This window comes from Sporobacter termitidis DSM 10068 (assembly GCF_900130065.1).
In the GTDB taxonomy this organism is placed as follows: Bacteria; Bacillota; Clostridia; order Oscillospirales; family Oscillospiraceae; genus Sporobacter; species Sporobacter termitidis.
Map to the genome: position 1 here is coordinate 40,823 of NZ_FQXV01000002.1, position 21,200 is coordinate 62,022.

Genomic DNA, 21,200 nt, shown 5'->3' on the forward strand with positions numbered 1-21,200 from the left:
CATATATAGGGACAATGAATTAGGAGGTAAAGTAGAATGGAAAATCGTCTGAAGCTCCCGGCGCTCGCCTTGTCCGTACTGATGCTCGCCGCCCTGTTCACCGGCTGTGCCGGTACAAGTAATACCACCCCGCCCGACGCCGCGCCGACGTCATCCGGGCAGGAAACCGCCAGCGCGTCCCCCGCGTCGCCGGCCGCTTCGCCGCCGTCGGCCCAGTCCGCCCTGGAGCAGCTCCTGTCCATGGAGGATAAGCTGCCTCTGGGCGGCCTGCAGCCGGCCCATCTGGACAGCCGCGCCGATGTCGGCAAGGCCCTGCCCATGAAGAAGACAAACAGCGACACCATCACCATCGGCTGGGCCAGCGCCTCCCAGGGCTCCAGCTTCTTTACGGAAATGCTGAAATCCGCCCAGCAGAAATGTGACCAGTACGGCTACAAGCTGCTTTATCAGGTCGCCAACTTTGACGTCAACGCCCAGATGACCCAGATTGAGAACTTTCTGACCCAGCAGGTCGACTTCCTCGTCGTCAACGCCGTGGACATCGACGCCACCGCCAGCTACTATCAGCAGGCCGTCAGCCAGGGCATCCCTGTGATCGTGGTGGGGCCCACCGCGGCCAAGGCGGATTATCCGCTGGTCACCACCGTCCTCTCCGGCAGCTTTGAGTCCGGCTTTGTGGTGGGCCAGTACCTGGCGGAAAAGCTGTCCAAGGACTATGAGGGCAAGGAGCTCAAAATGGGCTTTGTCATCAGCCGCGCCGGGGACGCAGACTCCAACAGCCGCCCCTGCGGCGTCGTCAGCGGGTATCTCTACAAACTGGCCGAGCTGAACGGCAAGCCCTACGCCTCCAAGTGGGACGCCACGCTGGACGGCTACAACGCCTGGGTCAAATGCCGCGATTCCGGTTCCTCGAAGGTTGACGGCAGCCTCGACCTGGTCGGCTACGCCGCCGCCGGCGCCACCGATGCCAACTCCGGCCAGACGGCCGCCGGTGACCTGCTCACGGCGCACCCCGACATGAACCTTGTCTTCGTGGAGACGGACTCCCTGTCCCCCGGCGTCCTGCAGGAAATGTCGCAGCACGGCGTCACCCCGGGCAAGGATATGCTGGTCGCCTGCGGGGCCGACGCCGCCAAGTATACCCTGGACAACATCAAGGCCGGTAAAATTCTCGCCTGCGGCACCAACGCGCCTTACTATACCGGCGCCGGCGTCGTCGACCTCATCCACAGCATTCTGGACGGCTTTGACGCCAACGACCTGCCGGCCAATTCCTACACGCCCACCTACTGCGTCAACGTGGACAACGTGGACCAGTATTACGACCCGAACCTGGAGTTTGCCCCGATGCTGGACTGGACGCTCCAGACCATCGACGAATACAACGCCGCAAACGCCGGCTGAGCCCTGACAGAGCCCCCAAAAAACAGATTGAGCGGATGGCGGAAAAGATTCCGCCATCCGCCGCTTTTTGCGCCGCCTCAATCCGCGCTTTTATTCATCGGGAGAGCTTGCTATAATGACGACAGGTGAAATATATTGAAATGCAAAATTACCCTGACAGCCAACGCGGGCGTTATCGTGTCCGCCGGCGGCAAGGAACTCGTGATCGACGCGCTGCACTGCGACAAGGTGCCGGTTTTCAGCGCCGTTCCCCCGGAGGTGCTGGACGCGGTCTGGGACAGGTACCGGGACAAGCCGCCCGACCTGGTGCTGGCCACGCACGCGCACTATGACCACGTCTCCCCGGCGCTTTGGCGAAAGGCGCGCCGCCGGTGGCCGTCCAGCGTTTTTATCGCGCCGGTCGGCTATCTGGGCGGTACGGTGGTGCTGGCCGGGCAACGCCAGACGGTATCGCTGCCGGGCATTACCGTCGACGCCATGCGCCTGCCCCACGACGGCGCGAAATATAAGCTGCTGTACCATTACGGATATTTTATTGACATCGGGGGCTTTACCGTTCTCGTCCCGGGCGACTGCGCCGCGGCCGCGTCCGACATGCTCCTGGAGCTGACCGCCGGCCGCCGGACGGACCTGGCCCTCCTGAACTTCCCGTGGATCACCCGCGCCGGACCCCGCGCCTTTGTGCGGGACGTGCTTACCCCGGTGCACACGGCCGCTTTCCACCTGCCCTTTGCCCAGGACGACAGCCGGGGCTGGCGCCCCGCCGCCTTCAAAGCCGCCGCCGGGCTTTCTCCACTGGATGTCCGCGTATTGTCCGAGCCTTTGCAGGAGATTACGATCGACTGACGATTTGATACGGAATGACCGAGGGGTGATGTGTTCATCGCCCCCTACGAGGACAAAAAGGAGGCAGGAGCAGAGCCTTTACCCCACAGACCTGTCTCACGCCGTAGGGCGGGGTCTCTGCCCTCGCCGCTCTTGCCGGCGCGGCATGGAGCCGGGACGCTGAAAACAGCATCCCCTGCGGAAACGCACTTTACATAACGAAAAGGGCAGACACAAGTCTGCCCCTATGTTTTTCGGTCTGTTTACTTGGCCTTCATGTCCGCGAGGATGATATCGGCGAGCTTTTCGATCTCGTCGAGGCCGAGAATGGGTCTTGTTGTTGTCACCGGCACGTCCGACAGGATGGCCAGACACTCCTCGGACGGGAGTGGCAGCGGCTTTCCGTTGCCGCCGCGCTGGAGGGCGATTTTGGGCCAGGGGCCGTGCTTGTACCCCTCCGTCAGGATGACGTCCACATCGCTGATGCGCTCGATGACCTCGTCTATGGGGATAAACCGGTTTTCCATGATGACGGCTTTTGTGGCCGAGGAGAGCGCCGTCACGTCGGCGCCGGCCCGGGTCATGCGCCAGCTGTCCTTGCCCTCGTGGTCGATGTCAAACTCGTGGGCGTCGTGCTTGACGACCGCCACCCGGAGGCCCCGGTGTTTGAGCTCCGGTATGAGCTTTTCGAGCAGCGTCGTTTTGCCTGTGTTGGAGAAGGCCACAAAAGAATAAACGGGTATGTTCATACTATTTCGCTCCAAGGTCGTCAGACTGATGGGTCTTTTCAAGATTTGAGGCAAAGGCCTCCACGGCGGGATTCTCCTGGTCCTCATGCCAAAAGCACTGCAGCTCCTCCGCCTTGCCGATAGGATAGCAGATGAGCTCGCTGTGCAGGCTCATCCGGCTGAGCATCGTGGAGACCATGATGCCCTGGCCAAATTCTGTCGCCATATAGGCCGACTCGATATTCGGAGAGATGATGATCTCAGACGGCGTAAAGCCCAGCTCCCGGCACTGCCTTCTGGCCCGCGCGCGGCTTTCCGAATTCGTCTCATGGCTGGCCGCCGCCTTGATAAACGGCTCGCCCTTGAAATCGTCCACCGTAGCGCCCTCTTTTGCCTTGGGATTTTCCGGCGAGACGAGAAGCACCAGCGGCGTTTCCAGAACCTTCATTTTTTTGATGCCGGTGCCCTTCGGGGCAAACTCGGCGTAGGTGATGATCAAATCGAGCTTTCGCCCCATAAAGAGCTCGATCAGCTGGTACTGCGGGTGCATCTCGCCGATGAAGCGCAGCTCCGGGTTTTCCTTTTTCAGATTCTTAAATGCCGCGCTGATCTCCGACGATATCTCCAGCCACTCCAGATAGCCGATGCGAATGGCGTTGTACATGGTGCTGTAATATTGCTTCGTCTTTTCAGTGACCTTCAGGAAGTCCTCGTCAAATTTGGCGAACAGCTCATAGAAATACTCCCCGGCCTTTGTCAGCATCACGTAGTGATGCGTCCTGATAAAAAGCTTGAAGCCCACGTCTTCTTCAAACTTGGCGATATATTTGCTGACAGACTGCTGCGTCATGAACATCAGCTTGGCCGTCTCCGTGAAGCTGAGTGTCTTTGCAAGCGTGAGAAAGCATCTTGCGGCAACCTCGTTGATCAAAGGCGCACCTCCCCGGTCACTGTTTGTTAGTATTATAAAGGCGCGCGCGCAATTAATCAATCGCCGCGTCGTCATTTTGCAGGCGGCGCGTACAAGATGGGGCTTTTACAGAAAAAGAGGGGCCCACCCCCTCCTCTCTGTGATTGCCGCCGGCTGTCCGGGCGGTTTTGTCACGCGGACATGCCCGGCCGGCGTTTATTCCTTGATCATGCTCCCGATCGTCTCCGGGATGATGAGGACTGCGTCCGTTTTGGAGATAACGTCCTGTGCGGTAACGCCCGGAGCGAGCTCCTCCAGCACCAGTCCTTTTTCCGTGCGGTGCAGCACGCAGAGCTCGCTGACGATGTAATCGACCTCCGCCGCCGCCGTCAGCGGGAGCGTGCATTTTTTAAGTATCTTGGGATTTCCTCTCTTGTCGCAGTGCTCGGTCATGATGATGACCTTCAGCGCGCCTGAAACCAGGTCCATGGCGCCGCCCATGCCGGCCACCGTCTTGCCCGGCACCGTCCAGTTGGCGAGGTTACCCTCCTGGTCGACCTCGTAGGCGCCCAGCACCGTCGCCGCGACGTGGCCGCCGCGAATAAGCCCGAAGGACGTAAAGCTGTCGAAGCAGCAGCCGCCCGTGCGCAGCTTTGAGACGGCGCCGGAGGCATCGACAACATTGGGGTCGAACTCCTCGCCCTCCTGCGGCGCGCCGGTCAGTCCGATAACGCCGTTTTCCGAGTCGATCCAGACGTCGATGCCCTGGGGAATAAAGTTCAGGCACTGGGTCGGCATGCCGATGCCCAGGTTTACAAGATCGCCGTCCTCAAAAAATCTGGCGGTTCTGTAAGCAATCAGATCTCTTCCTTGCAATTCCATATCCGATGCCCTCCTCAAGCCCGAACGATCATGTCGACAAGACAGCCCGGCGTATGGATGACGTCCGGGTCCAGCGCGCCGACCTCGACGATCTCCTCGGCCTCGACGATGACGAGGTCCGCGGCGGTGGCGAAAATCTGGTTAAAGTTGCGTGCTGTCCTGCGGTACACGAGATTGCCCATTTTGTCGGCCTTCCAGGCGTGTATGAACGCCACGTCGGCATGCAGCGGCTTTTCGAGGAGATATTTTTTTCCGTCGACCTCGATGACCGGCTTGCCTTCGGCGATCGGCGTGCCGAGCCCTGTCGGCGTCAGGATGCCGCCGATGCCGGCGCCCCCCGCGCGGACGCGCTCGCACAGCGTGCCCTGAGGAACAAAGGTAACGTCGATCTCGCCGGCGACCACCTTTTCCACGGTCTCCGTATTGCTGCCGATGTGCGAGCAGGTGATATGCCTGATGCGGTTCTCGTGCACCAGGAGCCCGATGCCGCGCCCTTTGATGCTGGTATTGTTCGATATGACGTTGAGATTTGTATAGCCCTTGTCGATGACACCCTTGATGAGTGTCTCGGGCACGCCGGTGTTGACAAAGCCGGGAATGAGTATTGTCAAGCCATCATGCAGCTTTTCCAGGGCTCTGTCAATGGAGACTACTTTGTCCATTGGGGTCAGTTTCCTTTCATATGCCGAGCGCTCCGGGCACCCGGCGGATACCCGGAGCATCGTTTCCCTTATTTATCCCTTAAAGGTCGCCTCGTGGGTGACTTCGTCGCGCAGGCAATTACGGGTGATGCCGAGAATCTCCCTGGCGTCTTCGGCGGTGGCGATTTCGCGGCCGGCCAGCTTGGAGAGCTCAACGGCACGCTCGACGAGCTGCACGTTGGTGGCGATAACGCCCTTGGAATAGTAGATGTTGTCCTCCAGGCCGACGCGGAGGCCGTCGCAGCCCAGCGCCAGGCCGGCGAGCATCATTGACATATGCGTTTTGCCGATACCGGACACGGACCATGTGGCGCCCTTCGGGAGCTTGCCCACAAGGAAGGCCAGGTTCTCAGTGGTGCCGGGCATGGAACCGCCCACGCCCATGATGAACTGGATGTGCGGGGGCTGAGGGATGTTGTGCTTGTTGACATAATACATAACGCTGTCGACGTGGCCCGTATCGAAAACCTCGAACTCGGGCTTGACGTCATATTTGACGACTTCCTGGCTCAGAAGGTTCAAAAAGCGGGGGCTGTTCTCGAAGATGTAGCTGTTGGCCCAGTTGATGGTGTTGGGGTCAAAGGAACACATCTCGGGGCGCAGGGCGCCCAGATGCTGGATGCGCTTGACGTCCTCGTATTCGCCGCCGGAGGTGGTGAGGTTTATGAGGATGTCCACACCGGCTTTTTTGCAGGCTTCGCGGGTCGTCTCAACGGCCTCGGTGAATTTCTGCAGGCTCATGGACTTGTAGCCGATCTGCATCTCGCCGTTTACCAGCTTATCCTCGCGGACGTGGATGTGGGCGATGGAGGCGCCGGCCTTGGCGCAGTCGACGATCTGCTCGGAAAGCTCCTGAGCGGTGTAGGGGACGGTGGGCGCCTGCTCTTTTTTTGTGCCGGCGCCGCACAGGCAGACCTGGATGATGACTTTATTGCTCTTCGGCATGACTATTGTATTCCTTTCAAATTATGATTTAATGGATCACACAGGGTCATCCATGAACTTCTTGGCAAGGCGGAAAACCTCAAACAGCTGCTTGTCGCGCTTCGTCTTGAGCGCGCCGATGTCGACGCCCTCGTAATCGTAGAAGCCCTTTCCCGTTTTGATTCCCAGATCGCCGGCTTCAACCAGCTTGGCAAGAGAAGTTGGCAGCTCGTCTCCATGCTCCGGCATGGTGTAGCTGCGGTTCTTGTAGTTGTTGGCGGTCATGTCCAGTCCTCCGAAGTCAGCGCGCTTCAGGAGGCCGAGAACAACGGCGCGGGGAATGAAGGACGCCTTTGCGGCGAGGTCGATAGCCTCCGCGTCGCAGTAGCCGTTATCCATAAGGTAAAACACCTCGCGGTTGAGGCACTGCTGAAGGCGGTTGACGATATAGCCCTGGATAAACTTCTTCATCAGAACGGCGGTTTTTCCGCATTTTTTGAGCATGCTGACGGCGATGTCCGCATACTCCTGAGGAGCCTGCTCGCTCTTGACGACCTCAACAAGAGGAATGAGCTGAGGCGGCGCATACCAGTGGCAGATGATCTGCTGGGGCAGCAGCTTCGCCGGAATGACCTCGAAAATGTTGAGCGCGGAGGTATTGGAGGCAACGATAACGTCGCTGGGCAGGATTTCGGCCAGCTGTGCGTAAAGCTCTTCCTTGGCTTCCCTCTTCTCAACGATGGTCTCCATAATAAAATCGGCGCCCTTGACAGCTTCCGCAACGTTTTCCTTGAAGCTGATCCTTGCATAAATGGCGTCGATATCCGCGGCCTTGATTTCGCCTTCTTCGGCAAAGGTCTTCAGGCTGGATTTAAGCGCGTCTTTGGCTTTCTCGCGGGTAGCCTCGCTGCGGGTCCACATCGTTACCTCATAGCCGCCCATCGCAAAAGTCTGGGCGATGCCCGGTCCCATGGTTCCCGCGCCGAGAACGGCGATCTTTTTTATGTCGTTGATAGTTTTCATTTAATAAACCTCTTTAGCCTCTTTTTGAAAATTTTGCCCCACAAGGAGCGCTTGTGGGGCAAAAGTGTCATATTATGCTTAGAAAGCCCCTTGTTCCCAAGCAACCAGCCGGACGAAACCGCCGTCGGCCATTTCACAGCGGAACGGGAACGCGGCAACGATCATGCGCTTGCCGGTGCAGTCGTCGATATCGCCGCCGGCGTTTTCGACGGTGCAGCAGCCCGCCTGCATGAAAATTCTGTGGCAAGGCTCATAATCCGGGAACTCCTTGGTGGGATCCTTGCCGGTTGCCTGACGGTAAGCCGTATCGAGCCAAGGCATCTGCTCCTTGAGCGGATGGTGCCACAGCGGCGCGTCAGTGGCGCCCCATGTGCCGGAAATGCCCTTGATTTTCTTTTCGTGCACGAGCCATTTGGCGACGGTGGGGCCCATGCCGGGATAGTAGTTGTAATACTTGTCGTTGTTCTTTCTCCAGTAGTGCTGGAAGCCTGTGTTCACAACGACCCAGTCGTTTTCGCGGATCTCGAGGCCGTCCTTCTTGGCGGCTTTCTCGAAGTCCTCGGGCTGCAGCTCATACCAGAGGCCGTCCTCAAAGCCCGTCTTCCATTTCTTTTCGAACTCGTCCTTCAGGTAACGCATGTCGAGGATGACGCCGGTGCCGACGCAGTACTCCAGCGGGATCTCGTTGAGGGAATAGCCGTTTCTCTCGCGGTCAACCTCTTCCTCGTGGAGCACGTGGTTCGGCGCGTCCATGTGGGTGCCGGCGTGAAGCGTGCCGGTGTAGGTCATCGTTCTCTTGTGAAAACGTCCGAGATACTGGCCGCGGGGGAAGATGAGGTCCTGACGGGGACCGGGGAAGGGCCACAGCGGGGTGTCGACGCCCCAGGGCTGCGACAGATCGTAAATCTTCGTCATCTTGTTCCTGTCAAGATACATCTTGCTCTTGTCGAGCGGCATGTAAGCCATATGATAACCTCCAATAATATTGTAGAATTTTGTTAACTGCGCGTATAACTATTAAGATTCTAAACCTTGGGACTATTCCAAAGTCAAGGGAATTTATTTAATTTTATTGGACTTTCAATAAATATCAGATTATAATGGCTGTAAGAGCGGCTATTATACGCGCGTATGGGCACAATGTGCCCATACGCTGTAATTTAAGCCGCGGCCCGTCCCGCGCCGGCGGTAAATTATATCAGGCGTTTATCCTGATATAATATTAGCAATGTCAGCAAAATTACGCATCTGACCGGAAAAGGCGCCTGAAGGCGCGTTTTTGTCATATGTGTTGCCGTAAAGGAGGTTTAAGCCAGTGCGTTACAAGATCGGGGATGTGGCCAGAATCCTCGGGATTTCACCCGACCTGATCCGGTATTACGAGGAAAAGGGCGTCGTCTCGCCGCAGAAGGACCCGTACAATAATTACAGATATTACGATACCTGGGATATCAATTTCCTCATTGACTGCCTCTGGTTTAAAAATTTCGGTTTTGGGATCGAGCAGGTGGCGCACATCGTATCGCAGAATACATACGACGCGCTGGTGGACAATCTCTCCGCCCGGGGCGATGAGCTCCTTGCCGCCATCCATTACCAGGAGCTGCTCCTGCAGCGTATCCAAAAATATGCCGAAAGCCTCAAGAGCCTGCGCGGCTATCTCGGCCAGTGCGACATCCGCCGCAGCGCCGAGTTTGTCCGCTATTTAAACCGCTATAACACCATCTACGACAACGACTCCGAGCTGCAGACGCTGAACAGGCAGTGGCTTAAGTTTATGCCGTTTTCGCGGCGGTACTTCGAGGTCCCGGAGGACGGCCTCATGGGCGAGGGCGACGATTACGCCTGGGGCTTTTCCATCGGCATGCAGTACGTCGAGGAATTCAATATCGAGATCAGCTCCCCTGTCAAGCACATCCCCTCCCAGCTTTGCATTCATTCGGCGTTCACCTCGACGGGCAAGGACCGGTTTACGGCGCGCCACCTGGATTTTCTCACTGAATATGCCGAAAAGAACAGCCTGAAGGTCGCCGGCACCGCCTTCGGCAACCTCGCCTGCAGCGTCGTTGAAAACGACGAGATTACAGGTTTTTTTGAAGTCTGGCTGCCGATAGAAGAGAACTGACCGTCTCAATAATGCCGGGCCAGTCCTTGAAACCCCGCCCTGACGGCATAATATATCTGCGCCCTGAACGCCCGGATTTTACGGAATTGACGGTGTAATTCGTGAAGCTTATAAAAAAGAAAGCCATTCGGCTGATTATTATTGCCGTCATAATTCTCTGTCTTGGCGCAGGCGCCTTTATGGCATATGCTTCATATCGGATGAGCCTGCTGCCTTCCATGACCTTTGATGAAATGATGGCCTATACAACCCGGAATAACGATAAAGCGCTTATTACCGTCGGCATCATCCGGAACGGGGAAACGACGTATACCGTCTATGGAAAAAACGGTTCGGTTTTGCCAGGCGAGGACCATGTTTATGAAATCGGTTCATTGACAAAAACCTTTACCGCGGCACTGCTCTGCAAGGCCATCAGCGAGGGGAAAGTCAATTTAAACGATGAAATCAGCAAATATATCGCCCTGCCCGGCGGAGGTTATTATCCGACGCTGAACCGACTTGTCACCCATATCTCCGGCTATAAAGAATATTATCTTGAGTGGCCGATGATCACCGGTTTTCTTAGCGGGCAGAAGAACAGTTATTATGGCATTGATCGTGAGATGCTCGTCAAGAGGCTGGCGGATATCGCGCTGGAGGACAAGGATTACGCTTATAAATACTCCAATTTCGGCATGGCCGCCATCGGAGAAGTATTGGGAAAGGTATACGGCGCAAGCTATACAAAGCTCATGGACGACTATCTCGCCAATGATCTCAGGCTTGAGCACACCAGGGTAAGCGACGGGACGGGTGACCTCAGCGGTTATTGGCGCTGGAAAGAAGACGACGCTTACGCGCCTGCCGGCGCTCTGACATCGACCGTCAGTGATATGATGCGCTATATCAAGCTGCAGATGTCCGGCGAACTTCCCTATTTGGCTCAGGGGCATGATATCCTGGCCCAAATCGGCGCCACGCCAAAGCAGTATGAAAAATTGGACATCCGGCTTGACGCCGCCGGTATCGGCTGGATTATCGATACAAAAAACAATATTATCTGGCATAACGGCGGGACGAGTTATTTCAACAGCTACGCAGCTTTTGACAAGGAAAAGCAAATCGGTGTCGTTATACTGTCAAACTGTTCGCCAAAATACCGAATACCGTCAACCGTCATGGGTGTGAAGCTGATGAAGACATTGCAAAATGAAAGCGGCGCGCCCAATCACAACAAAGACGCATGAACAACACCTTTGAACAAATCTATAATATAGCCCGGCAGATTCCGTACGGACGGGTGACCACGTACGGGCGCATCGCTTTTCTCATCGGCAACCCGCGGCTGTCGCGCGTCGTGGGCTATGCCATGAGCGGCTGTCCCGACGGGGCCGATGTGCCGTGCCACCGGGTAGTGAACCGCTTCGGCGGCCTGGCCGACGCTTTCATGCCGCTGGGGAAGGAATCGCACCGGCTGCTTTTAGAAATGGAGGGCGTGGCGTTTACGCCCGACGGCAACGTGGACCTGGAGCGTTTCATGTGGTACGGGCCGCACGACGGCTGAAGCCGCAGCCTCAAGCCGTATCGGCACGGCCCGGAGCCGCGCAATTATTAAGGAGCTGTATTTGTGGAAAATGACGCCGGGAATAATCTTCTGAAAGCTAAGGGCATCAATCGGCTGGACCACGAAAATGCCAAAAAGGTTTTTCGCGCGGGAGACTTGTACAACAGCTTGGGTCTTACGAGAGAAACAATTCGGCACTATGAGAAGATCGGGTTACTAAAGCCGCGTCAGAATAAGGATAACAACTATCGTGAGTTCAGCACTTACGATTTTACCCGATTGCTTATCGTTGATTTTTATAAAAAACGCGGGTTGACCCTGAGCGAAATACATCAAATAATAGAGGGCTTATCCTTATCTGAGATATATGGTGTCCTTGAGCGTAAACGGGTGGAAATAGAAAACAAGCTCAGGGAAGAGCAGAGAATTCTGAAAATGCTTCAGGAAACGAGCGATTTCCATGCGGAGTTTGAGAGCAGTCTTAATGTTTTTTCCATTCGGAAAGCGCCTGTATATGAAATACTGGGAGAGCTCTCGGCCATAACGGCATTTGAAGAGTACCCCGAAAAAGCCCTTGGCATCATGGACCAAAATGCCGAGGACTTATTTGGCAAGATGCTCAGGGAAATCACATTTGACCGCACCGGCTATACCGGTACAAAAATGTATATCGTCAATAAGCTCGCGCCTGAGCGGAAAGCCCCGCCGGGACTGCTGGATATCGGCAGCTGCATGTATACCGTGACGGAATCAGGCAGATTTAATGACGCGGACGACGCAATGATCGGTGAAATCCATGAACGCGGATATCGGTGGGCGGATGCACACAATGTTAAGCTCAAGGGTGTTGTATATATTAATATAGCTTTAGTGGCTTTTCAGGACCAAAAGGAGCGCCTGTTCTTCGAGGCATGGGCGCCAATTGAAGAAGACTAAAAAAACTTAAAAAAGCTCTTGACCTGGGGGTTACCCCCACCTTTAAAATCAAACCGGCAGCAAATTTACTTGTTGTACGACGTATTTTGAAGGTGATCGCATGAAAAATGCTTCTATGAAATATGTAATCTTTACATATTTATTTTTTTGGGCGTTTATTGGCGTCATAGGCTTGTTTTTAATGGTACTGCAGCTTGATGAGGTTGCGTCGGTTTTGCAGATAATTTCCGCATGGTCTCCGACAATCGTCATTTTATTCATGTTTGGTAAGCTGTATAAAAATGAAAAGCTGCTGCCTTTTCTAAAACGCCAGTTTTCGGGAAAAATTAAAATTTCAGTAGTCCTGTGGATACTTGCCGTATTGGGCCTCACCTGCGTGGGTACCTTGCTGTATTTCAATATAACCGACAAGCTTCCCCTTCAAAAATTATTGATAGCGCCAGGCGCCGTTGGCGCTTTGCTGCTGAATTCGATTATAACAGGAGCCACAGGCGAAGAGCTCGGCTGGCGCGGTTATCTGCTCAATGCGCTTACAAAAAAGTACAGCCCGCTGAAAGCTGCGATAATCGTCGGAATCGTCTGGTCTTTCTGGCATCTGCCGCTATGGTTTTTAAGCGGATACGCAGGCTGGGAGGTGGCCGGGTATGGGCTGCTGTTCACCGTATCCTTAACCTCGGCATCTATTCTTATAACAATGTTTTATAGCTTGAGCCACAATTTACTCATCCCCATACTGATTCACTTTTTGATGAATTTCCTGATGGGCCTCGTTGCGCTCGAACAGTCGATCGCGTCGTTCGCTGTTACCTCCGCGCTTTATCTCGCAGCTGCGGTTATCGCCATACTGGTAAACTATAAAAAGGTGTTATACGGCAGGCCGGCGCGCGTATCACCAATGACGGACAGCGAGGCCGGCAGCCTATAGAACAGGTGCGTCATAAGAACTCACCGTAAGTTAATGGTTGCGCGTTACGCCCCTGCCCAATCGCACCTCCACAGGCTCCGCCGCCGTGATACTGTTCTCGGTCACAAAACAATCGACGGCCAGGACGTTGACCCCCGCCTGATATGCATCCCGCAGCGCGCTGCCGAAGGCCTCGTGCGTGGCCCAGTTGGGCTCCATATAACGCACGCCTTTCATCTGGATGACAAAGACAGCGTACGCATCGTAGCCCGCCGCCGCGGCGGAAACAAGCTCCCGGAGGTGCTTGACGCCCCGCTCCGTGGGTGCGTCCGGAAAGCGGGTCGCGCCGTCCTCCTCCAGCGTGACGCCCTTGACCTCCACCAGGGCGCGGCGGCCGCCGGCCTCGATGTAAAAATCAAAGCGTGAGCTGCCATAGCGGTACTCCGGCCGGAGAAGCGTGACCTCCCGGAACAGTCCCCCGGCACGTACCCACTCGGCGAAGACCTTATTCGGCGCGGCGGAATCCATATTGATCAGCCGCTCGCCCTTCTGTACGGCGATGAGGTCATACTTTGTTTTCCGGGCGCGCGGCAGGCCCAGAGGGCCGCCGAAATCCTGCACGAACACTGCCGTCCCGGGTATCAGCAGCTCCCGGCAGCGGCCCGTATTTTTCACATGGCAGACCTCGCTCCCGCCGTCAATCTCAATATTGGCAATAAACCTGTTCGGGCGGTCCAAAAAGACCGCCCGACGGATGTTTTCATAGATCATTCGCACTCCTCCGGTCTGCTTAGAATCTGTTTTTTTTGATATAAATCTGCAGCGCTTTTATCGCATAAATCAAGGCGATAATGCCACAAACCATCAGTCCGATCTCCAAAAGCGGCAGTAAGAAAGCGAACCCTGCCAAGTAGGATGCTGAAACCATATGTTTCACCTCGATTCGATTCTTTGGGTCTATTATACATTATTTATACCGCGCCGGCTATAATCAAGGGAGCTTCCTTCTCGGAAGCTCCCTTGATCTTTATGTTTTGTTAAATCTTGTGTACTCTTAGCCGATCGCGGTGAGGCCGCCGTCGGGATAGAGGATGTTGCCAGTCATGAAATCGGAAGCGCTGGACGCCAGGAAGATGGCGGTGCCCACGATGTCCTCGGGCATGCCCATCTTGCGCATCGGGTTGCCGGAGCCCTGCTGCTTCAGATATTCCTCGACGGAGACGCCGGCTTCCGCCGCACGCTTCTCAAACACCGGGACCATCATCGGGGTGGCCGTGATGTTCGGGCCGATGGCATTGACCGTCACGCCGAAGGGGCCGTACTCGGAGGCCAGCTGCTTTGTGAGCATGTCGACGGCGCCCTTCGTGGTGCAATAGCCCGCGTTGCCGGTGCCCTTCGTGGCGATCTTGCCGCGGACGGAGGAGAGATTCACGATTTTGCCGTAGCCGTTTTCCTTGAAGTGGCGGCCGAAATGCTTGGCGGTCATCATAAAGCTGACGACGTTGGCTTCGAGCATCTGGCGGAACGTGTCCATATCGAAGTCGAGCGCGTCCTGCTTCTTGTTGAAGCCCTGGGCGTTGACGAGAATGGTGATCTTGCCGCCCAACTGCTTCTTCGCGTCCGCGACGAGGGCCTCAACCTGCGCCTCATTCGTCGCGTCGGCGGCGCTGTACGCCACGGTGACGCCGGTGGCCGCCTTGATTTCTTCCTGCGCCTTTTTCAGGGAATCCTCTTTACGGCTGGAGATGAGCACCTTCGCACCCGCCTCCGCGAGGCCCTCTGCGATCGCCTGTCCGAGTCCGCCCGCGCCGCCAACGACGACGGCCGTTTTGCCGGTGAGGTCAAAAAGTTTGTTTGCCATGATATTTGCTCCTTTCAAAACAATAAGATTACGTTTATTAAAGGATGTATGCTATTAAGTTCCGTCGCCGCGCCAGCGGCGCGGCGAGAGAATTTAGTCGGATTACCGGCCGTAAGGCTCTATTAATACAGCGCCTCAAGGACCGTTGCCTGGCCCATACCGCCGGCGATGCAGAGCGTGGCCAGTCCGTATTTGTTGCCGCGGCGGCGCATTTCGCTGAGCAGCGTCACCATGATGCGGCAGCCGGAGGAACCAACCGGATGGCCCAGCGCGATGGCGCCGCCATTGACGTTGATGATCTCCTGATTGAGGCCGAGCTCACGGATGCAGCCGAGAGACTGGGCGGCAAACGCCTCGTTGAGCTCGATGAGCTCGATGTCCTTCAGCGTCAGGTTCGCCCTCTTCAGCGCCTTCTTGGTGGCCTCCACGGGACCCAGGCCCATGATGCGCGGGTCAAGACCGGTGGTGGCGTAGCTGACAAAACGTGCCAGCGGCTTGAGGCCCAGCTCCTTGGCCTTGTCGGCGGACATGATGAGCACGGCGGAGGCGCCGTCATTGCGGCCTGAGGAATTGCCGGCGGTGGTGACGCCCTCTTTTGTAAAGGCCGGTTTCAGCTTTGCCAGCTTCTCCAGGGACGTTTCCCTCGGGAACTCATCGACCTCGAAAACGATCGGGTCGCCTTTTCTCTGGGGGATAACGACGGGGACGATCTCGTCCTTGAACTTGCCTTCCTTGATGGCCTTTGCCGCGCGCTGCTGGCTCTGGAGCGCGAACTTGTCGGCGTCCTCGCGGGATATGTTCAGCTTGGCGGCCACGTTATCGGCCGTCGCGCCCATGTTAAAGCTGCCGTATGTCTCCTGCGGCTGGCTCTGGAACTGGCCCTCGGTAAGCGCGTCCACCAGCGTGGTATTGCCGGTGCCCAGGCCGTAGCGGGCGCCGCGGATATAGAAGACGGCGGTGGACATGCTCTCCGTGCCGCCGGCGAGGACCACGTCGTTGTCGCCGACCTGGATGCTCATGACGCCGTCCAGAACGGCCGTCATGGCGGAGGCGCACTGGCGCATAACGGTCTGCGCCGGCACTTCCTCGGGGATGCCGCAGCGCAGGGCCGCGATGCGGGCGATATTCGGGTTATCCGACGTCTGGCGGCAGTGGCCCATGATGACCTCGCCGATTTCCTTCGGATCGATTTTGCTTCTGTCCAGAATGCCCTGGACCACGACGCGGGCCAGTTCCTCGGCCGGGACGCCCTTCAGTGTTCCGCCGATGGAGCCCACGGCCGTCCGGCAGGCTTCCACGATGACTACATCACGCATGCTAAAAACTCCTTAAATGCGAGGGGAGCGAAAGCCCGCCTCAAACTTGATATGGCGCCCTGTCCTTTTCCCGGTATACATGTATGCCGTCTCCGCCGGGCAAAGCGCTCTTTCTCTTGCGGAGAGCCTGGGTTTTTTCCCGTCAGCGGCATTTCAGAGGCCGCGCCGATGCCTGACGCGGCGCCTGAGACACCGCTGGCGAGAAAAAACGATGCCGGGCCTCAGCCCCTGCAAACCCGTTATCTGTGCGGGAGACTCAGTCTCCCGCACAGAAACGCTGCGCACAGTTTATGCCTTTTCCAGATATGTCATTCCGGTATAGTGGTCGATGTCCGTGTGCGCGGAGCATTTGACCGGCTTATAGCCCTTAAAGGTGATCTCCACGTCGATGTTCTTGTTCTTCGGCAGGAACTCAACTTCCCAGTCGCCGAAATAGTTCGTCTCGGCCTCCCAGGTCTCGCCCGTTTCCTTGCACGTCAGCTTGACCTTTGCGCCGATGACGACCTCTTCCGTCTCCTTCGGATAATAGACCGTGCCGGCCAGGAAAACCGTGGGGACGTTCAGCCATTTGACGTTCGTCTCCTTGCCGGCCAGCGGCTCCAGCGGCGTCACGCGGTTTTCGGCAATCGCCTTGGAGATTTCGCTGTTCGGGTCGTCCAGGTCGCCGAAATAGAGGGCGTGGTTCGGGCACGCCTCGACGCAGCGGGGCACCTTGAACTTCGGGTCGCCCATGTACGCCAGATATTCGGGATCGTCCAGAAGCTCGGCGCACATGGTGCACTTCTGGGGGATCTGATATTCCTCGTTCCAGTAGACGGCGCCGATGGGGCAAGCGTCGGCAATGGCCTTCTGGCCCTTGGATTTTTCGGGGTCAATGATGACGATGCCGTCGGGTCTTTTATACACGGCGCCGTTTTTGGCAACCTTGGCGCAGGCGGGGTCCTGGCAGTGAGCGCACAGCGTGGGGACCGTGGCTGTCTTGATGTGGCGGGAATCGTCTCCGCGTTCCCATTCGCGCACGTCGATCCAGTACTGGCCCATCATGGGCTGTGCCGCGCTCAGCTTGGAGGCGTAGCCGCAGTGTTCGTCTTTGCAGGCTGTAAAGCAGCAGTAGCAGGCCATGCACATACGGGAATCAACTGCAATACCTAATCTCATCTCGCTGCAGCTCCTTTCTTCAGATAGGACGCTCTGACCTTGGCCTGAATCTTTTCAAAGCCGTGGCCTTCAATGATCTCCTTGCAGGACTCCGCGTCAGGATCGGCATCCTTGGCGACGGCATCGAGCTTGTATTCAAAGCACTGGCTGTCCGGGATCGGGCCCTCGTATTTGCACACGTCCAGCAGGGTGGAGTTCGGCGCCATGCCCGGCACCATATCGCCGATCAGTCTGCCCGGCGACAGGATGTTGACGCACCCGCCGATGTCCATGGAGGTTTCGCCCGGGTCAACGGGATTGTAGATACCCGAGGAGCCGTAAGCGTGAATGGTGTTTTCCTCAACGCGGTAGGTGACGCGCGCCACGCACAAAACGGAGCCGCGCTCGTTGAACAGCAGCATCATATCGCCGTCCTTGATGCCCTTCTCGGCGGCCTTCTTCGGATGGATGCGGGCGACGAGGTAGGGGTTGCCGTTGATATACACGCGGTTTTCCGGGATCTCCCAGAACCACGGCGTGGACTCGTTGTGCTGCGTGTGATAGTCGAAGCGCGGGTGCGGCGTGATCAGGTGGAAGGGATATTTCCGCGCCTTGATGGAGTGGTGGCCCTCCCAGCTGTGCTTGTAGGTGGCGATGGGCGTGCGGGCCTCGTCGTTGGGCGCCCAGTACAGAAGGCTCTCGGAGACGAACTCGAACTTGCCGGTAAAGGTGCCCAGCTTGCCCTCCTCCTGGCACGGCTTGTGGTTGGGTGTGTCGCAGGGATAGCCCTCGGCAAACCAGCGGAAGCCGAAGTGGCGCTCCCACTCCTCCGGCACGCCGGCGACATAGTAGCCCTTCTTGGTAAAGTCCTCCCAGGAGATTTTCTCGCACAGGTCGGATTTTTCCCAGAAGCGCTTGCACCAGTCGAGCTCGGTGCGGCCTTCGGAGAACTCCTGACCGAAGCCGAGACGCTCGGCCACCTGCGCAAAGATCCAGTAATCGGACCGGGACTCCCACAAGGGCTCGATGGCCTTGTCCTGGAAGATGACGATCTGCCAGCTGTTGCCGGTCTGGGAGTGGGACTGATAGCCGCCGTTGCCGGAGTTGCAGAGCTCGCCGATATCGTACCGCTCCAGATTCGTGCAGGCGGGCAGGATCACGTCGGCAAAGCGTGCCTCGCCGTGGAAGTGGATATCCTGGTTGACGACAAACTCCAGCTCGGGGGACTTGTACATCTTGACCCACTTGTTGGTATCCAGCATGGTGCCCATGAAGCAGCCGCCGTAGCGCCAGAACATGTGGACCTTGTTATAGCCCGGCTCGGGATAGATGTGCTCCGTAAACTCCAGGTCGATGCCGCCGCCGCAGAAGCCCTCGCCGTACCACTCGTAGTGGCCGTCCAGGATCGCGTCGGGGACGTTGGGGCGGTAGAGCTTCTGGATCACGCAGTTCACCGCCGTCTTGTCGGCGATGGGCTGGTTGGCGATCTGAGAGAGGGGGTCCGAGTAGCCGCCGAACCAGAAATTGTAATCCATGGGCGCGCCTGTGGTGCCCGCCCAGATGTTCTGGCCGGGCTTGCCCATGCCCTGCATGACGAAGAGCTGGATCATCAGACGGGCGAATTCCGTGCCGTTGGCCGTGCGGCACACGCCGCCGAAGCCGCCGCGCATGCCCGAGCCGCCCATGGTCTTGGTGGAGGCCCAGCGCCGTGCCAGCGCCTTGATGTCGGCTGCGGGAATGCCTGTTTCCGCCTCGGCGTATTTCGGCGTTTTCGCCGTTTTGTCAACGCCCTTGCCGAGGATATAGTCGGCCCATTCGTCGAAACGGTGAGCGTGCTTGGCGATATAGTCCTTATCGTAGCTGCCCTCGGTGATCCAGACATAGGCGATGGCTTCGCAGAGCGCCGCGTCCGTGCCGGGGCGGGGACCGAACCACTTGTCCGCCTGCTTGACGGAGGAGAAGTTGTTGTAGGGATCGATATAGATAAACTGGACGCCCAGGTCGTTGAGCCAGTGCCGCCACAGGGTCGACTCGCTGCCGGCGTAGCCGCCGCGCGTGGTGTCGGGGTCGTGGGACCACATGATCATTGTCTCCACGTTCTGCAGGCCGTCTTCCAGAAGGTCGAACGCTTCCGTGCCGCCCAGGCGCCAGTAGTAGCCGTAGGTGTGGGGGGCGCCCCAGGTAAAGCCTTCCCAGGAGTCCGGATTGTCCTTGATTTCGGTGTAGCCCAACATTCTGAAGAAGCGGGCAAAGGTGGAGAGCTTGTAGCCCACGAGGCCCCAGGAGTGGTGGGAGCCGGTGCAGGCCGTCACCGTCTCTTTGCCGTATGTGGCCTGGAGGCGTTTGATCTCCCTGGCCACGAGGTCGAGAGCCTCGTCCCAGGTGGCGCGGCGGTAGCCGGACTTGCCGCGGTTTTCGGCGTTGCGGTTTTTACCGTCCGGCGTCTCGACGAAATCCTCGCGGATCATCGGATAGCGGATGCGGTCATAAGAATAGGCGCGATTTTTTTCCGTCAGGGCAATGAACGCCGGCTTCACCTTCCGGTCTGGTGTAAATTCCTTGCCTCTGGCTTTAATAACCCAACCCTTCGGGTCGTTGTCATCCAAAACGATCGGCCGGATTCGGCGGATGACGCCGTCGACCGTGTGTATAGCGATGGGGCCGCCTACACAAACGCTGTGTGTTATTTTTTCAGCCATTTTCTTTCCTCCTCGCTCAAGTTTGAATATATGCCCGGCGCCTTACCGCCGGCGTGAGGTCACTGCACCTCGACGAGTGATTTTGCCAGCTCGGACGTCGGGTGGATTTTGATCATACCGCCGACCATATTGCCGTTAACGATTTCAAAGCAGCGGAGGTTGTACACCTCTGAGCAGACAACCTTCAGCACCTTGCCGTCCGGCGTCTTGTACAGGCCGTTAAGCTTGAACATGTGCTGAATCATCATTGTGTTGGCCATTTTAACAACTCCTTTCAGCCAAATCCTGATTACTGGACGCGTTTCCAGCTGTTCTGACCGCCGAATTTCTCATAGCGCTGGGTCCCGACGTTCTTCCAATCGCCGAGGCCGTTCAGAACGGCTTCCATGGCTTCCACATCGGTCGGATTCGGCACGCCGCAGCCGCCCAGGCCCTCATACCAGATTTGTCTGGCACAGATGAGCTCGCCCGGGAACTCCTTCAGCCACTTTGTCATGGCGCTCTTGAGCTCCTGGGTATTGCCGGTTGAAACTTTACTTCCCATTCTCTCTTCCTCCTGTTCTCGTATTCTTAATTCGCCGGGTAATCGCGAGATTATTGCTTGTCGTCGTCGGTTTTGTTCTTTTCGGGAATAATAAACTCGATATCCGCGTCGCTGTCGCGGTCGTCGCCGGGATACAGAGACAGTATGCCTTCCTCCGCGCTGACCATGACGCCGTAAAGATTGAGCCCCTTGTCGAACTCCGCCATATAGACGTGGTCGGACAGATCGGCCAGCTTTTTTATAACGGCGGTATGCTTTTCGTCTTTGTCAAACTGCTTCTGCCCGCCGCCCGGCGCGCCCGGTGTATGAGAAAACATGTGAAACTTGCGGTCAAAGTCCATGATATAGAGGAAATCATTCTTGGAGCGGACGATGACCATGTTGCCCTTGCCGAGCTCCTCCAACATTCTGCCGCCGTCCTTCGGTATTCTGCTGAGGTTGACTTCTTCCATATATTTCAATACTCCGCCATTCATTGATTTGGGCAGGCGCACAGCAAAACACGCGGCGGCAATGACCATCCCGCCGCCGGTATGCCGTGGCACCCTTCGTGACACCCTTATTATGCTCGAATGTTCCTCTTCTACATATTCTTGATGACAATATTTTCTTGTTTTCTCCATGCCGTCCTGATAAACATAACAAAACGGCACGGACCAAATCGGCATACTGTACATTGTCCTAGGTACGTCAGAACATTTATAATGATTATAAACCTTGGGACAATACCAATGT

At 56.9% G+C, this 21,200-nt stretch carries 22 protein-coding genes; 7 read left to right on the plus strand and 15 right to left on the minus strand.

All coding sequences use genetic code 11. The features are described 5' to 3' along the window. Positions 1–36: 36 nt before the first annotated feature. Positions 37–1,404 (plus strand): sugar ABC transporter substrate-binding protein, encoded by a 1,368-nt coding sequence (locus BUB60_RS03785; RefSeq protein WP_073076331.1) that lies wholly within the window; start codon positions 37–39, stop codon positions 1,402–1,404. A 135-nt stretch (positions 1,405–1,539) separates the two neighbouring features. Continuing rightward, on the plus strand, positions 1,540–2,250 hold the full coding sequence (locus tag BUB60_RS03790; RefSeq protein ID WP_084726226.1) for an MBL fold metallo-hydrolase: 711 nt from the start codon (positions 1,540–1,542) through the stop codon (positions 2,248–2,250). Positions 2,251–2,492: 242 nt separating this feature from the next. Here the strand turns inward: BUB60_RS03790 and mobB are convergent, their stop codons facing one another. From mobB to BUB60_RS03825, 7 genes are all read right to left on the minus strand, one after another. Next, complete coding sequence (gene mobB, locus BUB60_RS03795) at positions 2,493–2,978, minus strand: molybdopterin-guanine dinucleotide biosynthesis protein B (protein WP_073076333.1); 486 nt, start codon at positions 2,976–2,978, stop codon at positions 2,493–2,495. 1 nt (position 2,979) lies between these two features. After that, the gene (locus BUB60_RS03800; protein ID WP_073076334.1) at positions 2,980–3,888 is read right to left on the minus strand and encodes a LysR family transcriptional regulator; all 909 of its coding nucleotides are present in this window, start codon (positions 3,886–3,888) and stop codon (positions 2,980–2,982) included. 195 nt (positions 3,889–4,083) lie between these two features. Next, complete coding sequence (locus tag BUB60_RS03805) at positions 4,084–4,749, minus strand: 3-oxoacid CoA-transferase subunit B (RefSeq protein WP_073076335.1); 666 nt, start codon at positions 4,747–4,749, stop codon at positions 4,084–4,086. Between the two features lie 14 nt (positions 4,750–4,763). Then, the gene (locus BUB60_RS03810; protein ID WP_073076336.1) at positions 4,764–5,411 is read right to left on the minus strand and encodes a CoA transferase subunit A; all 648 of its coding nucleotides are present in this window, start codon (positions 5,409–5,411) and stop codon (positions 4,764–4,766) included. 72 nt (positions 5,412–5,483) lie between these two features. Beyond that, positions 5,484–6,395, minus strand: coding sequence for a beta-keto acid cleavage family enzyme (locus BUB60_RS03815; RefSeq protein WP_073076337.1), 912 nt, complete (start codon positions 6,393–6,395; stop codon positions 5,484–5,486). A 36-nt stretch (positions 6,396–6,431) separates the two neighbouring features. Next, positions 6,432–7,397, minus strand: a complete 966-nt coding sequence (locus tag BUB60_RS03820) for a 3-hydroxyacyl-CoA dehydrogenase family protein (RefSeq protein ID WP_073076338.1) — start codon at positions 7,395–7,397, stop codon at positions 6,432–6,434. 78 nt (positions 7,398–7,475) lie between these two features. Beyond that, positions 7,476–8,363 (minus strand): cyclase family protein, encoded by an 888-nt coding sequence (locus BUB60_RS03825; protein WP_073076339.1) that lies wholly within the window; start codon positions 8,361–8,363, stop codon positions 7,476–7,478. Positions 8,364–8,712: 349 nt separating this feature from the next. Here BUB60_RS03825 and BUB60_RS03830 point away from each other — a divergent pair, with 349 nt between their 5' ends. The 5 genes from BUB60_RS03830 (at position 8,713) to BUB60_RS03850 (ending at position 12,929) form a co-directional block, all read left to right on the plus strand. Further along, entirely contained in the window at positions 8,713–9,522 is an 810-nt protein-coding gene (locus tag BUB60_RS03830) for a MerR family transcriptional regulator (RefSeq protein ID WP_073076340.1), read from the plus strand. A gap of 179 nt (positions 9,523–9,701) precedes the next feature. Continuing rightward, positions 9,702–10,751 carry a serine hydrolase domain-containing protein gene (locus BUB60_RS03835; protein WP_143162257.1) on the plus strand — a complete coding sequence of 350 codons (1,050 nt, stop codon included), beginning with the start codon at positions 9,702–9,704 and terminating at the stop codon, positions 10,749–10,751. Beyond that, the gene (locus tag BUB60_RS03840; RefSeq protein WP_073076342.1) at positions 10,748–11,068 is read left to right on the plus strand and encodes an MGMT family protein; all 321 of its coding nucleotides are present in this window, start codon (positions 10,748–10,750) and stop codon (positions 11,066–11,068) included. The genes BUB60_RS03835 and BUB60_RS03840 overlap by 4 nt, the downstream gene beginning before the upstream one ends. A gap of 63 nt (positions 11,069–11,131) precedes the next feature. Then, a complete protein-coding gene (locus tag BUB60_RS03845; RefSeq protein ID WP_073076343.1) occupies positions 11,132–12,004 on the plus strand; it encodes a helix-turn-helix domain-containing protein in 873 nt (290 codons plus the stop codon). Positions 12,005–12,104: 100 nt separating this feature from the next. Continuing rightward, positions 12,105–12,929 (plus strand): CPBP family intramembrane glutamic endopeptidase, encoded by an 825-nt coding sequence (locus BUB60_RS03850; RefSeq protein WP_073076344.1) that lies wholly within the window; start codon positions 12,105–12,107, stop codon positions 12,927–12,929. 30 nt (positions 12,930–12,959) lie between these two features. Here the strand turns inward: BUB60_RS03850 and sfsA are convergent, their stop codons facing one another. The 8 genes from sfsA to BUB60_RS03890 form a co-directional block, all read right to left on the minus strand. Then, complete coding sequence (gene sfsA / locus BUB60_RS03855; protein WP_073076345.1) at positions 12,960–13,679, minus strand: DNA/RNA nuclease SfsA; 720 nt, start codon at positions 13,677–13,679, stop codon at positions 12,960–12,962. 283 nt (positions 13,680–13,962) lie between these two features. After that, positions 13,963–14,769: an SDR family NAD(P)-dependent oxidoreductase gene (locus BUB60_RS03860; protein WP_073076346.1), complete on the minus strand. Its 807-nt coding sequence runs from the start codon at positions 14,767–14,769 to the stop codon at positions 13,963–13,965. A gap of 122 nt (positions 14,770–14,891) precedes the next feature. Further along, entirely contained in the window at positions 14,892–16,085 is a 1,194-nt protein-coding gene (locus BUB60_RS03865) for a thiolase family protein (protein ID WP_073076347.1), read from the minus strand. Between the two features lie 288 nt (positions 16,086–16,373). Continuing rightward, positions 16,374–17,243, minus strand: a complete 870-nt coding sequence (locus BUB60_RS03870) for a 4Fe-4S dicluster domain-containing protein (protein WP_073076348.1) — start codon at positions 17,241–17,243, stop codon at positions 16,374–16,376. Further along, the gene (locus BUB60_RS03875; RefSeq protein ID WP_073076349.1) at positions 17,240–19,921 is read right to left on the minus strand and encodes a molybdopterin-dependent oxidoreductase; all 2,682 of its coding nucleotides are present in this window, start codon (positions 19,919–19,921) and stop codon (positions 17,240–17,242) included. The genes BUB60_RS03870 and BUB60_RS03875 overlap by 4 nt, the downstream gene beginning before the upstream one ends. A 59-nt stretch (positions 19,922–19,980) precedes the next feature. Then, positions 19,981–20,181, minus strand: coding sequence for a hypothetical protein (locus BUB60_RS03880; RefSeq protein WP_073076350.1), 201 nt, complete (start codon positions 20,179–20,181; stop codon positions 19,981–19,983). A 29-nt stretch (positions 20,182–20,210) separates the two neighbouring features. Next, positions 20,211–20,465, minus strand: a complete 255-nt coding sequence (locus BUB60_RS03885; protein ID WP_073076351.1) for a hypothetical protein — start codon at positions 20,463–20,465, stop codon at positions 20,211–20,213. Between the two features lie 50 nt (positions 20,466–20,515). After that, a complete protein-coding gene (locus tag BUB60_RS03890; RefSeq protein ID WP_143162258.1) occupies positions 20,516–20,917 on the minus strand; it encodes a hypothetical protein in 402 nt (133 codons plus the stop codon). Between the last annotated feature and the right edge of the window lie 283 nt (positions 20,918–21,200).

What these genes read in the sequence shown, in the direction of transcription:
- BUB60_RS03785 (WP_073076331.1), top strand. Translation starts at nt 37, where the DNA reads ATGGAAAATCGTCTGAAGCTCCCGGCGCTCGCCTTGTCCGTACTGATG.
- mobB (WP_073076333.1), bottom strand. Translation starts at nt 2,978, where the DNA reads ATGAACATACCCGTTTATTCTTTTGTGGCCTTCTCCAACACAGGCAAA.
- BUB60_RS03805 (WP_073076335.1), bottom strand. Translation starts at nt 4,749, where the DNA reads ATGGAATTGCAAGGAAGAGATCTGATTGCTTACAGAACCGCCAGATTT.
- BUB60_RS03810 (WP_073076336.1), bottom strand. Translation starts at nt 5,411, where the DNA reads ATGGACAAAGTAGTCTCCATTGACAGAGCCCTGGAAAAGCTGCATGAT.
- BUB60_RS03815 (WP_073076337.1), bottom strand. Translation starts at nt 6,395, where the DNA reads ATGCCGAAGAGCAATAAAGTCATCATCCAGGTCTGCCTGTGCGGCGCC.
- BUB60_RS03820 (WP_073076338.1), bottom strand. Translation starts at nt 7,397, where the DNA reads ATGAAAACTATCAACGACATAAAAAAGATCGCCGTTCTCGGCGCGGGA.
- BUB60_RS03825 (WP_073076339.1), bottom strand. Translation starts at nt 8,363, where the DNA reads ATGGCTTACATGCCGCTCGACAAGAGCAAGATGTATCTTGACAGGAAC.
- BUB60_RS03835 (WP_143162257.1), top strand. Translation starts at nt 9,702, where the DNA reads ATGGCATATGCTTCATATCGGATGAGCCTGCTGCCTTCCATGACCTTT.
- BUB60_RS03840 (WP_073076342.1), top strand. Translation starts at nt 10,748, where the DNA reads ATGAACAACACCTTTGAACAAATCTATAATATAGCCCGGCAGATTCCG.
- BUB60_RS03850 (WP_073076344.1), top strand. Translation starts at nt 12,105, where the DNA reads ATGAAAAATGCTTCTATGAAATATGTAATCTTTACATATTTATTTTTT.
- sfsA (WP_073076345.1), bottom strand. Translation starts at nt 13,679, where the DNA reads ATGATCTATGAAAACATCCGTCGGGCGGTCTTTTTGGACCGCCCGAAC.
- BUB60_RS03860 (WP_073076346.1), bottom strand. Translation starts at nt 14,769, where the DNA reads ATGGCAAACAAACTTTTTGACCTCACCGGCAAAACGGCCGTCGTCGTT.
- BUB60_RS03865 (WP_073076347.1), bottom strand. Translation starts at nt 16,085, where the DNA reads ATGCGTGATGTAGTCATCGTGGAAGCCTGCCGGACGGCCGTGGGCTCC.
- BUB60_RS03870 (WP_073076348.1), bottom strand. Translation starts at nt 17,243, where the DNA reads ATGAGATTAGGTATTGCAGTTGATTCCCGTATGTGCATGGCCTGCTAC.
- BUB60_RS03875 (WP_073076349.1), bottom strand. Translation starts at nt 19,921, where the DNA reads ATGGCTGAAAAAATAACACACAGCGTTTGTGTAGGCGGCCCCATCGCT.
- BUB60_RS03880 (WP_073076350.1), bottom strand. Translation starts at nt 20,181, where the DNA reads ATGGCCAACACAATGATGATTCAGCACATGTTCAAGCTTAACGGCCTG.
- BUB60_RS03885 (WP_073076351.1), bottom strand. Translation starts at nt 20,465, where the DNA reads ATGGGAAGTAAAGTTTCAACCGGCAATACCCAGGAGCTCAAGAGCGCC.
- BUB60_RS03890 (WP_143162258.1), bottom strand. Translation starts at nt 20,917, where the DNA reads ATGGAAGAAGTCAACCTCAGCAGAATACCGAAGGACGGCGGCAGAATG.